The organism is Sphingobacterium sp. R2, from assembly GCF_040760075.1.
Lineage (GTDB): Bacteria > Bacteroidota > Bacteroidia > Sphingobacteriales > Sphingobacteriaceae > Sphingobacterium.
This window is the reverse complement of record NZ_CP142884.1, coordinates 488,168-503,588: the sequence shown is the minus strand read 5'-3', so window position 1 is coordinate 503,588 and position 15,421 is coordinate 488,168. Positions and strand designations below refer to the sequence as shown.

General features: G+C 40.0%; 14 protein-coding genes. 6 read left to right on the top strand and 8 right to left on the bottom strand.

The window, feature by feature from the left end:
* Window positions 1-20: 20 nt before the first annotated feature.
* Together lptB and recJ are read right to left on the bottom strand one after the other, a co-directional pair.
* Window positions 21-755, bottom strand: a complete 735-nt coding sequence (lptB, locus tag VXM68_RS02280; protein WP_209580433.1) for an LPS export ABC transporter ATP-binding protein — start codon at window positions 753-755, stop codon at window positions 21-23.
* Window positions 756-813: 58 nt separating this feature from the next.
* Window positions 814-2,514, bottom strand: coding sequence for a single-stranded-DNA-specific exonuclease RecJ (gene recJ / locus VXM68_RS02275; protein ID WP_367210313.1), 1,701 nt, complete (start codon window positions 2,512-2,514; stop codon window positions 814-816).
* Between the two features lie 114 nt (window positions 2,515-2,628).
* Here recJ and VXM68_RS02270 point away from each other — a divergent pair, with 114 nt between their 5' ends.
* The 3 genes from VXM68_RS02270 (at window position 2,629) to VXM68_RS02260 (ending at window position 5,446) form a co-directional block, all read left to right on the top strand.
* Window positions 2,629-3,417 carry an MBL fold metallo-hydrolase gene (locus VXM68_RS02270; RefSeq protein WP_293956841.1) on the top strand — a complete coding sequence of 263 codons (789 nt, stop codon included), beginning with the start codon at window positions 2,629-2,631 and terminating at the stop codon, window positions 3,415-3,417.
* Between the two features lie 304 nt (window positions 3,418-3,721).
* The gene (locus VXM68_RS02265; RefSeq protein WP_046672804.1) at window positions 3,722-4,201 is read left to right on the top strand and encodes a cation:proton antiporter regulatory subunit; all 480 of its coding nucleotides are present in this window, start codon (window positions 3,722-3,724) and stop codon (window positions 4,199-4,201) included.
* Window positions 4,202-4,204: 3 nt separating this feature from the next.
* Window positions 4,205-5,446 carry a cation:proton antiporter gene (locus VXM68_RS02260; RefSeq protein ID WP_294185493.1) on the top strand — a complete coding sequence of 414 codons (1,242 nt, stop codon included), beginning with the start codon at window positions 4,205-4,207 and terminating at the stop codon, window positions 5,444-5,446.
* A gap of 3 nt (window positions 5,447-5,449) precedes the next feature.
* On the opposite strand, the gene VXM68_RS02255 is transcribed toward VXM68_RS02260, so the two are convergent.
* Window positions 5,450-5,779 (bottom strand): iron-sulfur cluster assembly protein, encoded by a 330-nt coding sequence (locus VXM68_RS02255; RefSeq protein WP_293956839.1) that lies wholly within the window; start codon window positions 5,777-5,779, stop codon window positions 5,450-5,452.
* Window positions 5,776-6,945 (bottom strand): glycosyltransferase family 4 protein, encoded by a 1,170-nt coding sequence (locus VXM68_RS02250; RefSeq protein WP_367210312.1) that lies wholly within the window; start codon window positions 6,943-6,945, stop codon window positions 5,776-5,778. Before VXM68_RS02250 ends, VXM68_RS02255 begins: the two co-directional genes overlap by 4 nt.
* A 111-nt stretch (window positions 6,946-7,056) precedes the next feature.
* Between VXM68_RS02250 and VXM68_RS02245 the strand changes: the two genes are divergently transcribed.
* From VXM68_RS02245 to VXM68_RS02235, 3 genes are all read left to right on the top strand, one after another.
* Window positions 7,057-8,025 (top strand): polyprenyl synthetase family protein, encoded by a 969-nt coding sequence (locus VXM68_RS02245; RefSeq protein ID WP_367210311.1) that lies wholly within the window; start codon window positions 7,057-7,059, stop codon window positions 8,023-8,025.
* A gap of 84 nt (window positions 8,026-8,109) precedes the next feature.
* A complete protein-coding gene (locus tag VXM68_RS02240; RefSeq protein WP_367210310.1) occupies window positions 8,110-8,886 on the top strand; it encodes an amidohydrolase in 777 nt (258 codons plus the stop codon).
* A gap of 263 nt (window positions 8,887-9,149) precedes the next feature.
* Entirely contained in the window at window positions 9,150-9,593 is a 444-nt protein-coding gene (locus VXM68_RS02235) for a MarR family winged helix-turn-helix transcriptional regulator (RefSeq protein WP_367210309.1), read from the top strand.
* A gap of 100 nt (window positions 9,594-9,693) precedes the next feature.
* On the opposite strand, the gene VXM68_RS02230 is transcribed toward VXM68_RS02235, so the two are convergent.
* From VXM68_RS02230 to VXM68_RS02215, 4 genes are all read right to left on the bottom strand, one after another.
* Window positions 9,694-11,250: an FMN-binding glutamate synthase family protein gene (locus VXM68_RS02230; RefSeq protein ID WP_294185498.1), complete on the bottom strand. Its 1,557-nt coding sequence runs from the start codon at window positions 11,248-11,250 to the stop codon at window positions 9,694-9,696.
* Between the two features lie 186 nt (window positions 11,251-11,436).
* Entirely contained in the window at window positions 11,437-12,198 is a 762-nt protein-coding gene (locus VXM68_RS02225; protein WP_367210308.1) for a Rossmann-like and DUF2520 domain-containing protein, read from the bottom strand.
* Entirely contained in the window at window positions 12,198-14,657 is a 2,460-nt protein-coding gene (locus VXM68_RS02220) for a heme lyase CcmF/NrfE family subunit (protein WP_367210307.1), read from the bottom strand. Before VXM68_RS02220 ends, VXM68_RS02225 begins: the two co-directional genes overlap by 1 nt.
* A 19-nt stretch (window positions 14,658-14,676) precedes the next feature.
* A complete protein-coding gene (locus VXM68_RS02215; protein ID WP_293956832.1) occupies window positions 14,677-15,084 on the bottom strand; it encodes a cytochrome c maturation protein CcmE in 408 nt (135 codons plus the stop codon).
* Between the last annotated feature and the right edge of the window lie 337 nt (window positions 15,085-15,421).

The window sequence follows — 15,421 nt, the reverse complement described above, 5'->3', positions numbered from 1 at the left end:
GGGAGGTTTGTCTTTAATTTTTAAAATTTTTTCCTTCTTAACTCAAAATGTCGACCAAGATAAAATTTACGGGCAAGCTCATTATCAGCAATCTCCTCAGGTGTACCCGTTAGCATAATCTTTCCTTCGGTAAGGAGATAGGCCCTATCGGTGATTGATAATGTTTCCTGCACGTTGTGATCGGTAATTAAGATGCCGATATTACGTGTTTTGAGTTTGGCCACGATCGTCTGAATTTCTTCCACGGCGATTGGGTCGACCCCCGCAAAAGGTTCATCCAAAAGAATAAAGGATGGATTTGCCGCTAATGCTCGCGCAATTTCGGTACGTCGACGCTCACCACCAGATAACAAATCACCCCTGTTTTTACGGACACGGTGTAGGCTGAATTCTGTGAGTAGTTCTTCCAGTTTTGCCAAACGTTCTTCTTTATTCGGATAGTGTATTTCTAATACTGCCAAGATGTTGTTTTCAACAGAAAGTTTCCGGAACACCGAAGCTTCCTGAGCGAGATAACCTATCCCACGTTGAGCGCGTTGGTACATCGCATCTTGCGTAATCTCTTGATCGTCGAGAAATACTTTCCCTTCATTGGGCTTAATAAGACCAACGATCATATAGAAAGAGGTCGTTTTGCCAGCTCCATTCGGGCCCAATAACCCGACGATCTCTCCTTGCTCTACAAAGAAAGACACATCGTTGACCACGGTGCGCTGTTTATACTTTTTGATAAGATGTTCTGCCTTTAAAATCATCTTCGTGGAATATCTATTGTTGTGTAAATATATTTAATATCTTCTTACTATTGCAATACTAATACTTAATCCCTTTGATGTTTAGCTGTAAGTTCTTTTTGTTGCGCCATACATTCTCTTCGATGCTGTAGCAGATGTCGAAACTTTGTCCAGAATTGATATGCGTGATATGTTCTGCCAATCCAAAACCAATGCAGTCAAATGCTGGAGAGTCTTCCTGAATAATGGTCATCTTGAGATGATTGGTGCCTACTATAAAGGCTTGCCCTACTGCATTTACCTTTTTACTGAGGAAAATAGGGGATTCGTTTTGGGGACCGAATGGTTCAAATTGCTGAAGAATACGGAAAAACTTAGCGTCGATATCTTTCAGTGCTAACTTGGCATCGATCAAAATTTCTTGCGTCAGCATTTCTGGACTGATACGTCGTGATACGACTTCTTCAAAACGATCTTGGAAGAGTGCGACATTCTCTACGGACATGGTTAGTCCGGCAGCATATTTATGTCCGCCGAATTGTTCCAATAGATCGGCGCATTCGCTTAACGCTTCATATAAATCAAAACCCAATACCGAGCGGCAGGAACCGGCGATATGACCATTTGTTTCGGTCAATATTATTGTCGGTCGGTAATATTTTTCGGTCAGACGGGAAGCGACAATCCCAATGACGCCTTTGTGCCAGTCGGCTTTATACAGTACGGTGGATTTTCGGCTTTTAAGTAGAGCGTTATCTTCAATGAGAGCCAACGCTTCTTCTGTGATTCTAAGATCAAAGTCTTTCCGCACATTGTTTTGATCATCAATGCTCGAACTGAAATCTTTTGCTTCTTGTAGCGACTTTGAAATTAATAGTTTGACAGCGTCCTTGGCATGATCTATTCTGCCCGCAGCATTTATTCGTGGGCCAATCTGGAACACGATGTCATTAACGGTAAAGATCTTCGTTCGGTTATTGGATAAGTCAATCAGTGCTTTTAATCCGACGCAGGGATTCGTATTAAGTTTGATAAGGCCAAAGTGGCTGAGTATTCTGTTTTCACCGGTAATAGGAACTATGTCCGAAGCGATACTTACAGCGACGAGATCCAAAAACTGATAGCAGGCATTGATATCCATTCCATTGGTCAATATAAAAGCCTGAATAATCTTAAAGCCGATTCCACATCCTGAAAGTTCTTTATAAGGATATTCACAGTCAATACGCTTAGGATCCAATACAGCATAAGCTTTAGGAAGCTCTTCCCCTGGAAGGTGGTGATCGCCAATGATAAAATCAATCCCCTTGCTGTTTGCGTAATCAATTTTATCGATTGCCTTGATACCGCAGTCTAATGCAATAATTAAGCTGAAACCGTTAGCGGCGGCGTAGTCTATTCCTTGTGTCGAGATGCCATAGCCTTCGGCATAGCGGTCTGGGATGTAAAACTCGAGCTGGCTATGGAATTCCCTGAAGAAACTATAAACAACGGCTACCGCAGTTGTACCGTCCACATCATAGTCTCCATAAATAAGTATTTTTTCTTTGTTGCCAATGGCTTGAATGATCCGGTTGATGGCTTTCTCCATGTCCCGCATCAAAAATGGATCGTGCAAGTTCGATAATTGAGGTCTAAAAAACTGTTTTGATTCGTCGAAAGTCTCCACTCCTCTGCTCACGAGCAACTCTGCCAATACAGTGTTGATGTTTAATTCCTCGCGCAGTTTGTTGGTTATTTTGACATCAGTTTTAGATTTTAGTACCCACCTTTTTTGCATATCTTTGCACAATATTTTAAGTGTAAATATACGTTTTAAGGCTGGACTTACCTAATTCCTAAACCGGGTATTGATTCGCTGTTGCTTAACGTGCATATTCCCAATGTTTTAAATATGGTACAGGCTTATTCTTTATACGAAGGTTCTTTTTCGGTAGATAAAAGCAGAAAATTTGTTCCTTTCGACCCTTCGATAGATGCCCCTCAGGACCGTCCGGGCGCTATGTTTATCGATGTTCATCCTTTCTTGATCCAAACCGATGGCGGGCTCGTACTTTGTGATACTGGTCTTGGTTATACGGATGAAAATGGGCATTTACAGCTGTATGATAACATCTATAAATTAGGATATCGGCCTGATGATGTAAAATATGTATTGATGTCCCATCTGCATAAAGATCATGCCGGTGGTATGGTGACATTTGAAAGTGGAACGGGTCGGATAGCATTTCCTGAGGCCGAATATATTGTACAGCGTGGTGAATGGGAAGATGCCTACTCGGGAATTTCCAGTTCATACCGGACAGAGATTTTTGATGTGATTCAACGCAGCGGTAATTTGATATTGGTGGAAGGTGAAGGAAAAATAAATGATGAAATCAGCTATGCGCTCAATGGCGGACATACCGAACATCATCAGGCATTTCATATTCGAACAGGTGGTCAGCATTACTTCTTTGGTGGAGATGTATTGCCCGAGCCTGAAGAGATTTTCCATAACTATGTGGCAAAATATGATTTTGACGGCCGGCGCTCCAAAGCCTTGCGTCAGGAGTATTGGGCAGAAGGCGCGCCAGCAGGCTGGATTTTTTTATTTTATCATTCAAAAAATATAACCATTGGCCGTAGTCAGCTTCGGGAAGATGGCACTTATCGGTTGATTGATGCTTCCTTGCAGGAATAAAAAAAACGGGTTTATTGGGCTCGCGCATACCATGGGATAGGAGAGAGGATTTGTTTCCTCTGTTCTTTTTTGTTATTTTAGGGTAATTTGCACCTCGCGAAGCCACCCTATTAGCTATTGACGGATTCGTTTAAGACTGAATTTTTGGCTAAATTTGTATTTAGTAGCTAAGTACTGATGCTGTCTTTTATGTAAGTCTTTGTTTTTATTGGCTGAAAACATCTTCAGTCTGCTTTCATAAAGTTCGTTTATACAAAATTATGAAGGTTTTTTTATTATTGGTATATATTTTAAAAAGAAGATTATGTCTATTGTAAGAGAGTCCGATCTGATTGGAATTGGGAAAAAATTTCAGATTGAAACCGATGCGGGAGATAACATGGTTGTTGTTATCCATGACGATGGCAGACGGGAACTTTATCGCTATGATGACGAGGAGCATGAATCACGTTGTGTGATGACACTTAATGACGATGAGTCCCGTCAGATTGCGGGAATTATCGGTGGATTGTCCTATAAGCCGAAGGCTTTGGAGACGATTGAAGTTGCTCTGGACGATTTGCGCATTGAATGGTACAAAGTAGAGGGCAAAAATGAAGGTGCAGGAAAGACAATTGGGGAGTTGGAAGTCCGTCAACGCACCGGCGCATCGATTATTGCTGGTATACGGGATGATGATACGGTTATTAATCCAGGACCATCTTATTTGATTAGCCCAGGTACGACACTGGTTATCGCGGGGAAAAAGAATAATATTAAACTTTTAAAGGAAATTTTACTGTAATTTATGCTATCACATACCTTAATTCTGGAAATTGGAATCGCTGTAGGACTCGTTGCCATTGTTGGCCTAATTGCCAATAAGCTTAAGTTTTCTGTTATTCCTTTTTTCATCATTATAGGAATGGTGTTGGGACAGCACGCCCCACAGATTGGCATGGTGGATTTAACTTTTACAGAAAGCAAGCCCTTTATCGATTTTATGGGTCGTTTGGGGGTACTGTTCCTGCTGTTCTATCTTGGTCTTGAGTTTTCAGTCAATCGGCTTATTAAGTCTGGTAAAGCCATTGTGACAGGGGGAACCATTTATGTTTTATTGAACTTTACATCAGGGCTATTGATCGGTTGGTTGATGGACATGCCATTTAAGGAAATGATGGTGCTTTGCGGTATTATGACAAGTTCCTCGACAGCTATTGTTGCAAAAGTTCTGACTGATCTCAAACGTACTGCCAACCCCGAGACTGAGGTCATTATGGGTATGATTATGTTCGATGATCTGTTTATAGCGATGCATATCTCCTTTCTTTCAGGCTTGATTCTTACGGGGAGCAGCTCTTTTTGGACAGTGGCCGGAACTTCTTTATTGGCTTTAGGGTTTATATTGGCGTTTTTGATTTTAGGCAGAAAGTTGGTGCCTGCAATTGATCGTTTATTGAAGGAGAAAACCTCCGAATTATTTATATTGATCATCTTTGCACTGCTTTTTATTGTGGCGGGATTTTCCGAAACGATACACGTTGCAGAGGCTATTGGTGCATTGATGGCTGGATTGGTGCTTGCAGATTCTCAATACATTAAAAAAATTGAATCCATGGTACTGCCCTATAAAGATTTTTTTGGGGCGATGTTTTTCTTTAGTTTCGGATTGTCCATTGATATTATGTCGCTAGGGGGTGCCGTTTTTTGGGCTTCGATCGCAGCATTGGTCACCATGCTGGGTAATCTTGCATCAGGATATTTTGCGGCTAAATTTTCGGGCATGAAGCCTAAAACTTCTTTTGATATCGGCTTCACCTTGTCTGCGCGTGGAGAGTTTTCTATCATCATGGCAAATATTGGTAAAGCGGGGGCCTTATTGCCGGTTATTCAATCCTTTGTGGTTGTTTATGTACTTATTCTTTCAATCGTATCGCCTCTATTGACCAAAGAGTCTCGAAAGCTGTGGAAAACACTTTTTGGAGCAGATCCCAATAGTGCCAAGCCCTTAAAGAAGCTAAGTGATCTAGAAAATAATCAGAGGATTTAGGCGTTACAAAAATCCCAATTCTAGCTTTGCTTCTTCCGACATCATGTCTTTGGTCCAAGGCGGATCAAATGTCAATTCTACCAATGCTTCTTTGATGCCTGCTATGGCAGCAACTTTTTCTTGAACTTCATTCATAATTTCGCCTGCCACCGGACAGCCTGGAGCAGTAAGTGTCATCACAATCTTTGCAATGCCTTCTTCTTTCGTAATGATTTCATATACAAGCCCCAAATCTACAATATTTGCAGGTTTGAGTTCAGGATCATAAATCGATTCCAGTACAGTCTGTATCTGCGGTGCTAAACCAAGTTTATCTAATACGATGATACTCATTTATTCTGATTTTTATCGTGAATAGCGTCATGATAGATCGCCAATAATTTTTCTTTATTTAGTTCAGGCGTAAAATTACTAAAATAGTAAGAACTACAGGTCTTTGTTATCTCATCTTTTTCATCTTTCATTTTTGTACTCCATGCGGTCAACGCTCGGATGATGTCATTTTTATTGTGGGGATCGAATGTCAGCCCTGTTTTGCCAGTAGCAATCAATTCAGGGAGTGGGCCAATATTGGAGCAGAGTACGGCTGTGCCTACAGAGTAAGCTTCAAGAATTGTAATCGGCATGCCCTCGAAACAAATGGAAGGAACCAGCAATGCTTGTGCATCAGCTACCAAGGGCAAGATTTCATCTCTTTTTTTAAAGCCGAGGTAGGAAATATTAGGCTGACCCTTGACGCGTCTGTTTACTACCTCTTCGAGCGGTCCCCCGCCAATGATCTGTAGTTTAAAATCTGAAGCGATAAAAGCATCTATCAGATTTAATATACCTTTTTCTTCTGAAAGGCGACCGACGTAAATGAAGTAGGGAGTGGTAACTTTGCGAGCTACTGTAGTAGGAAAGACAAAGTTTGGTTTAACAGCGAATAGGTGAGGTAAAAGGTTTAGCGTAGATTTAACAAATATCTCTCTTGCAAAAGAGGTTAAAGTGATGTATCGATTTACTTTTTTCCAGGTCCCAATTCTACGGTGAACCCAATAATTCAGAGCTAGGATAAATGTTTTTAGCGTAGAGTTATTGAATGCTTTTTGTCGCACGGCAGTCCAAGGGAAGTTCTCATGGATTGAGTCCAAAAAGAGGTGGTTGTGATGATAGAGGGTGGCTGATGGGCATAACAGCCGGAAGTTATGGAGCGTCATGACCTGTGGGATTCCGAGTTTGGCGATGGTCCGCACGATAACTGGGCCAGCTGCATAATGTGTATTATGTATGTGAACGATATCTGGCTTAAACGTATTTATTTTTTCCTTGACACGTTGCGCAGCGAAAATATTCCAAAAGGATCCCACGGTCTGTAGGGCTCCCCTCCATCCCTTTTTATTTTGGAAAGTGATCGTGAGGACTTCATGATCCTGAGCAAGTAGGGAAGCTTCCTGCTGAAACACAGTGTCTTCACCGCCAGGATCTTGGTAAAATGTATGGATAATCAGTATACGCATAATAAAATACTTGTACAAATGTACAATTTTGGGGCGACATCCTTTAACGGGACAAAATTGCCATTTCTATCCGATTATTGCTATATTCGCAAGATTCGATCGTAAAGATATATGCAACATTTACAACAACTCGTGATGGAGGCGATAGAGACAAGTAAATTTCCTGAAACACCATCCAATTTATATGATCCAATACGGTATATTTTGACTTTGGGCGGAAAGCGGGTTCGGCCTGTACTGACCTTGATGGCGGCCGAATTATTCGGTATGCACGACATGACCGATATTATACCCGCTGCCAAAGCAGTTGAGTTTTTTCACAACTTTTCGCTAATCCACGATGACCTGATGGATAAGGCACCCTTAAGAAGAGGTAAAACGACAGTGCACGAGAAATGGGACGCTAATATTGCCATATTATCTGGTGACGGATTGTTGGTTAAAGCCTATGAGGAAATCTCAAAATGTAATCCGGTTTATCTACCAGCAACGTTGAAAATTTTAAGTAAAGTTGCTATGGAGGTATGTGAGGGCCAACAATTGGATATGGATTACGAAAGTCGGAGTTCGCTGTCGATGGCTGAATATCTGGAAATGATTCGCTTGAAGACTTCGGTATTATTGGGCGGAGCATTGCAATTGGGCGCTATTTTGTCGGGAGCAGATGAACAGCAACAGCAACTGATTTACGATTTTGGTGAGAATGTGGGTTTAGCATTCCAGTTACAAGATGATATTTTGGATGCTTACGGCGATCCGGAAACCTTTGGAAAGATCGTTGGTGGTGATATTCTGATCAATAAAAAGACATTTTTATTGGTGAAGCTGATGGCCGTGATTTCGAACGAAGATAAGCCCATTTTAAAGAATTTGTTGGAAGCTCCTGCTGAGGATACTCCATCAAAGATAGACGATATGCTTGCATTGTATGGAAAATATGAAATTAAAGCTGCTGCGGACAGACTTAAGGATAGCTATACACAGCGGGCTTTTGAAAAAATGAAAGCTTTAAATGTACCAAATCATCGCAAGGAACCGTTATTAGTGTTAGCAAATAACCTTTTGGTACGGCAGCAATAAGTATTATTTCTTTTAAAATTTGTATCTTGCCGTTAAATGGTTGTTTTATTATAAAATAATTAAGTAAATTTTTAGATTACGTTCATGGAGCCTTTAAAGATCACCGTATTTCAAGCATACCTATTTTGGGAAAATATAGAGAAGAATCTCAATAATCTCGCGTTGAGACTTTCCGCATTGCGCGAAAAAACGGATGTTATTATTCTTCCCGAGATGTTTAATACAGGCTTCACAAATAATGTTAAGAAATGCGCGGAGCCTACAAATGGACCTACAACAAGATGGCTATTTGAGATGGCTAGTTCGCTTAATTGTGTTGTTGCCGGTTCATTAATCATTGAAGATGGTGGAAAATATTATAATCGTTTTGTGTGGATGTTTCCGGATGGCAAATATGTAAAATACGACAAACGCCATCTCTTTGGATTATCGAAAGAAAACGAATACTTCGAGGCTGGAAATGAACGCATTTTAGTAGATATCAAAGGCTGGAAAATTTGTCCAATGATCTGTTATGATCTTAGATTCCCTGTTTGGTCTAAAAATCAAAATGGTGCATATGATATTTTAGTATATACGGCCAGCTGGCCTGACAAGCGATCTGCGCATTGGAGAGCCCTTATTCCAGCGCGCGCAATAGAAAATCAAGCCTATGTAGTTGGTGTCAACCGGGTTGGGCATGATGGTAATGATGTTTATTACTCTGGCGGCTCGATGTGTATATCTCCTCTAGGAGATGTGGTGTATTACAAACCGGAAGATGAAGACTTATATACATTTACCTTAAATCCCAATGATTTACTGGAAGCCCGTGAAAAATTCCCTTTCTTGAAAGACTCTGATTCCTTTACGATCAGCTAAATCCTTTTTAAATAGGTATAGTTGCAAGCAATAATTTTGGTCGTATACTTTTTATTTGCTAAATTCAGTCTGTCATAAATCAAAAATTTGATCACTTATCAACATCTATTGTAACATGTTGATAAATTTTGTTTGTAGAAGCGATGCTAAAGTGTAATTTAGGCTAACTATTAGCCACAATACGTTTAGCTTTTTTTATATCATATGAAAGACAGCATTTTATTGCTATAATAAGTTGCGTAAACAACCATAACCATTATTATATGTTGCACCAAGATTTAGTATCACAAGAGTATTTTTATAATTTCCTAACAGGCAAATATTCCATTGCAGTTATGCGAAGATTACAACGTAATCTTCGTGAAGCGGGATTAAGCATTACTTCTGAACAATGGAGTATCATGTATAACCTTTGGATAGAAGAGGGGCTTACCCAGCAGGAGTTAGCTATTCGTACATTTCGTGACAAGCCGAGTGTGACTCGGCTAATAAATAATTTGGAACGGGTCAATCTGGTTATTCGCGTGAATGATAAAAACGATAGGCGGTCTAATCTGATCTATTTGACAAAAACGGGAAGAAAGATGAAGGATGAGGGCATGAAGCAGGCTAGAAATACAATTGAACAGGCCTTAGAGGGGCTGAACGATGATCAGATTGCTGTCTCAAATACGATTTTACATCGTGTATTTTTTAATCTAGAATAATTATTTATGTTCGGCTTCTTCCTGAAGTAAGCAAGCTATAAAAAAGTCCCCTATGCTGATTTTACATAGGGGACTTTCTGTTTTATTTAAATAATATCGCTTAATCTTCGAATAGCTTGCTTTCGAAATCTGTACGGCTGTTGACCAATTTACCTTCATTTCCGAAATAAATTTCCTGAAAGCTTAGTGTCCGTATCGCATCCACTTTACGATAAAATTTATCTGCCGATACATCAGACAGTGTTTTGAATCCGCAAGCTTCCATAATTTCGACCGTAGCACGTAAGGTGTTACGATGGAACTGAGCGACGCGCACATATTTATCATTCACATCTAGTCCTTTGTAGAGATGTGGTTGTTGTGTCGCAACGCCAACTGGGCACACGTCTTCATTACATTTAAGTGCCTGGATGCAACCCAAAGCGAACATCATACCACGCGCGCTATAACATGCATCTGCTCCTAGGGCGATAACTTTCAAAATGTCAAACCCGGTGACGATACGACTGGATACGATGACTTTGATGTGTTTTTTTAGGCCGAAGGAAATCAAGGTTTTTGTGACAAATGCCAGTGCATCATAGAGCGGCATACCTAAATTGTCCGTAAATTCAAGTGGCGCGGCTCCCGTACCGCCTTCCGATCCATCTACAGAAATAAAATCTGGAAAAATCTGTGTGTTTTGCATCGCATGACAGATATCCATAAACTCATGTTTGTCTCCGATACAGATCTTAAAACCGATGGGTTTTCCATCCGACAATTCACGCATATGTTGTATGAAATGCATCATTTCTGTTGGCGAAGAGAATGCACTATGTGCTGGAGGTGACATGACATCTGTTCCCGGAATAACGTGACGAATGGCAGCAACTTCCGGTGTATTTTTTGCTGCTGGAAGGATACCCCCGTGACCTGGTTTAGCACCTTGTGAGAGTTTTAACTCAATCATCTTCACGTTTTCACGGTGTGACTTTTCTCTGAAAAGTTCGGCATCAAATTTTCCCTCTTTATTGCGGCACCCAAAATAACCTGTACCAACCTGCCAAATTAAATCACCGCCATTGTTATGATAGTCACTAATACCTCCTTCACCCGTGTTGTGAGCAAAATTTTGAAGTGCAGCACCTTTGTTTAAGGCAGTTATTGCGGTTTTGCTTAAGGCACCGTAACTCATTGCAGAAATGTTGAATACACTTAAACTATAAGGCTTTTTACAAGCGGAGTTTCCAACCGTAGTACGCAGGTCGTGATTTTCGATATGACAAGGGAAAACAGAGTGCGCTGCCCATTCGTTCCCGACAGCTTGCGGATCAGTCTGCATACCAAATGCAACAGTTTCTCGTTGGTTTTTTGCACGCTGGTATACGATCGAACGCTGTCTTCGGTTAAAAGGACGCCCATCCATATCTGATTCCCAAAAATACTGTCTCAATTCAGGACGAATAGATTCAAAAACATAACGGAAATATCCAACCAAAGGATAATTGCGCAGAATGGCATGTTTGGTTTGGAAACTGTGATATAATGCTATTAATAGCAGTGGAAATGGGATGATGAGCAGCCAAAACCAACTTGATGTAAATATAAATCCAAATGATAAGATGATTAAATTAATCACTATCATTATTGAAAGAATGAGTTTTCTAACTTCCATAGAAAATACGATTATTTATTTTTGATTCGCTATTTTTAATTTTAGCCCAACTGATTATTATAGTACTCAATTAGCATTCCAAAACATGTTTTTGGACGAAGCAAATGTACTAAAGTTCCCTAAGTAAATAGCTATGTTCACTCGTTTACAGTAAGTTTTGACAAGTTTATAACTGTTTCTAGCAAACTATTTTCTTTTAGTAATCTCCTGCGATAAAAGTTGATAGATTTGCTGTAAATCTGGTTTATTGCTAATAAATTGCAAATGTTTTTTCATTGTTTTGCTGTCTTGTCGGATGGCCGGTCCTGTCTGAACTGTTATCGGAATATGATTTTGAGCTTTTTCTGCCGTCTCACGGATGATTGGTTTGATCAGCTCAAAGGATAAGTTGTTTTCGGCGAGGAGCTCATACGCCATCTGATAGAGTATATTCGAAAAATTATTGACCAAAACCGAAGCAAGATGAATAGCTAAACGCTGGTCTGAGGTACAGTAGATGCTGTGCGGGCTTAAGTTGCGTGCCAGCTGGAGCAGCATTGCGCTATTTTCATCCGTATTACCTTCAATACAAAGCGGAACGGTGGAAAAATCGACTGCTTTATCTTTAGATAAAGACTGTGGTGGATAGATGACGCCGGCGTTCTTAAATCTATTGAGTACGGCCAGATCTGTTGCGCCTGAACAGTGGATAACAATTCCTTTTAAATTTGGGGGCAGTGCTTCTACTATCGGTATGATAGCTTTATCCGCAACCGCAATAAGGTAAAGATCGGCATTTAAGTCAAGTTCAGACAGCTGGTCAATTGCCGCGCAATGAAGATCAAAGGCCAATGCGTTTGCATTGGGCTTTGTTTTACTATAGATCTGAACGAGTTGCTGTCCTATTTTTTGAAACTGTCGTGCGAAATGTGTGGCTGCATTTCCGCTCCCTAAGATCACTATGTTCATTATTTCAATGCTTTTCGTTTTTCCTCTTTGTTCCTTCTCACAATGGACATGATAAAACCGATTGTCATGACAATTGTGCCACACCAGAAAAAGTTAATGTAGGGGAATTTAATGGCTTTAAATACGACCCATTTTTTTTCTGGAAGGGGTTTTTGATAAACCATAATTTCCAGTTTATCTTTGTCGGGCTTAATACCCGTAAATCTAAATTTAAGTCCTTGTTCATTGACATCTTTATTGAAGTCATAAACCCCACCATCCTTAATGAGGTAGATAGGTTGTACCTCATATTGTTTGTTGTCAGCGGAAAATACCTTTATTTTCAATCCAACCATAACATCACCGGGACCCTTTGGAATTTTCTCTAGGTGAGCTTCTTTGTTTAGGCCTTCAATGACATAATAGCCATTACGATAGCGTAGCGTATCGCCGATGTTTACTTGATATGTGGCTGGCTCCTCGTAGTCTTCAAAACCAGTTTTCTCTTCTGCCGAAACTTTCGCATGTGTAGCCTGACTTTCAGCTGCAGCAGCTGTAATCAATGTATAGACATCATGTGTAATATAATGTTTGGTCGCTGGTGTGCCAATCAAACCACCCATTTTTGCATTGTTTTGAGCAAAAGGTTGCAGAACAAATTGCTCCTTTACTTTTCCTGTTTCTTCGTCAATTCGTTCATATTTTATCTTATAAAACGTATTTGGAGCAACGATGCTGTCACCGATATAGGTGATTTTGTATTCCCCCATCTGTACAGGTTCACCCTCGGTCAAGAATAAATTTTCGCCGGGTTTCTCCACTTTGTCAAAGCCTGATACAGCGATGTATCCTGTATTGTTAACAGAGATGACCTCATTGGTTGCTGCAGCGACCATGGCACCGATCAGTAAGAGTCCGAAACCAATATGGGCTACGGAAGAGCCCGCAAGTTTCCATTTACCTTTAACAGCATCTCCCAATATGCGGATATTCGCCAAAATACAGAAAATACTTGCGAAGGTGATTAAAATATAGATCAGGTTGGTATAGGTCTTCGTCAAATAAACAACTGCGGCAGTTAAAAGAAGAGACACCACCAATGATGCTACTGTAGACGCCAAAAACTTGCGACTGTCGGTACGCTTATATTTTAAAAATTGCGTAAATCCGGTTAAGATCATAACGATAACAGCAAAGCCTGATTGCCATTTATTATAATGTTGTATCGGATCTAAAGGCGGGGCTACTTTGGTACCAAAGATTTTGTTAAATACCGGAATTGATGTTGAAGCGATAATCTGTGCACAGGCGACAGTCAATACCAAAGCGCCGATAAACATCCAGAATTCTCTGGAGTAGATATCTTCATCCTTTTCTGTGATGGGCATTTCTTTCTTTTTAATTGTCAGAAATACCACCATAATAACTAAAAATACGACGTTGAACAAGATCAGTTGTCCGCTCATTCCCAAATCAGTAAAAGAGTGCACCGAAGTTTCCCCGAGAACACCACTTCGCGTCAGGTAAGATGCATAAATCACCAGCACAAAGCTGATCATCGCTAAAAAAGTAGCGGTAAAGTAGGAATGGCCAGAATTTTTGTAAGCGACCATGACGTGTACCGCTGCGATCAACGTAAACCATGGAATAATGGAAGCATTTTCTACGGGATCCCATGCCCAAAAGCCGCCAAAATTAAGTGCTTCGTACGCCCAGAATGAACCCATGATAATACCAGCTCCTAAAATCATAACAGCAAATAGTGCCCAAGGAAGTGCAGCGTTGATCCATTCCTTGTAGCGTTTGGTCCAAAGAGCGCCCGTTGCATAAGCAAAAGGAACAATCATAGACGCAAAGCCAAGAAACAGTGTCGGCGGATGAATCACCATCCAGTAGTTCTGCAATAAAGGGTTTAGACCATTGCCATCCGTAATTAGCGATAGATAATTCGCTTCTTTAAAGATAGGAATATCCATTGCTTCACGCAAAAGAATAAAAGGAGAACTGCCTATACGGAGCCCGAAGATCTCCACACCTATAATCATGGAAGCTAAAAATGCTTGGCACAACATCACGAAAGTCATGACAGACGATTCCCAGCTTTTGGCTTTAAACAGCAAAACCGACCCTAATACGGTTTGCCAGAACATCCACAGCCAAAAGCTTCCTTCCTGCCCTTCCCAAAAACTGGAAATAATATAGTAAGTAGGGAGTGTTTTGGAAGAGTGCGCCCAGGCATAGTTATATTCAAAAAGATGATTGTAAATAATATAAAATAAAGTTGTACCAATCGCCACAACAGAAATTGCATTAATCCAAAAGGAGATACGAGCAATTTTTTTCCATGAAGTCTCTTCAGGAGTGTTAGTCGCGAAAAAATAAGCGATACAAGATAAGAGTGCGGCACCAAAAGAAAGAACAATAAAGAACTGCCCGATCTGCCCGGGTAACAGGTGCTCACCAACGTAATTAACGTCCATTGAAAATTGATTTTACAAATTAATTATTGAAAGCAGTCGCATTGATCTCGGTAACGACCGATTTATCGTTATATTTTGACGGACATTTCATTAAGATCTTACTCGCCCTAAACACATTTCCATCCATTTTACCGGTCAATACAATTTGCTCTGAACGTTCAATATCCTGAGGTTTGGCGCCCTTAAAAATCACTTCACACTCTGTGCCATCATTGTCGAACATGAAAAACGAGAATTTGTTGGCGTCGGTCTTAGGATCATAGTGAAGCGCTTTTTCCTTATTTAATTGACCTACGACATACAGTTCGGTTTTCTTTTCTTTAGCTTCGGTAAATGTCGAATACGTACTTGAATCGGTGTAGATAACAAGTATCATGGCAATGGCGACAGCGATGATAGCGATTAGAATAATTGAACTTTTTTTCATTGTATTTACTTATTTATAAGTGCTTGATTATATCGAAAACATAAATCGTTTCACTCAGTTTCTTTGTTTTGGTGATGATGTTTACTAGGTAAAATATTTAGATCACTTCTTATAAAAATCCCGAATTTCTTACATTTGACACCTAATCGAATGCAAAATTACAAATAGATTCGCTAAGAAAGGAATAATGCAACTTTTCCATATTATTTATATCTATTCTAAATAGATTAAATTGGTTTGAAAAATATGACGTATACCAATGCTTTTCAATAATTTGAGATAAGATTTGATTTTTTATTTCCGATGATTTCACATGAATTTTACAATTGCCTGTTAA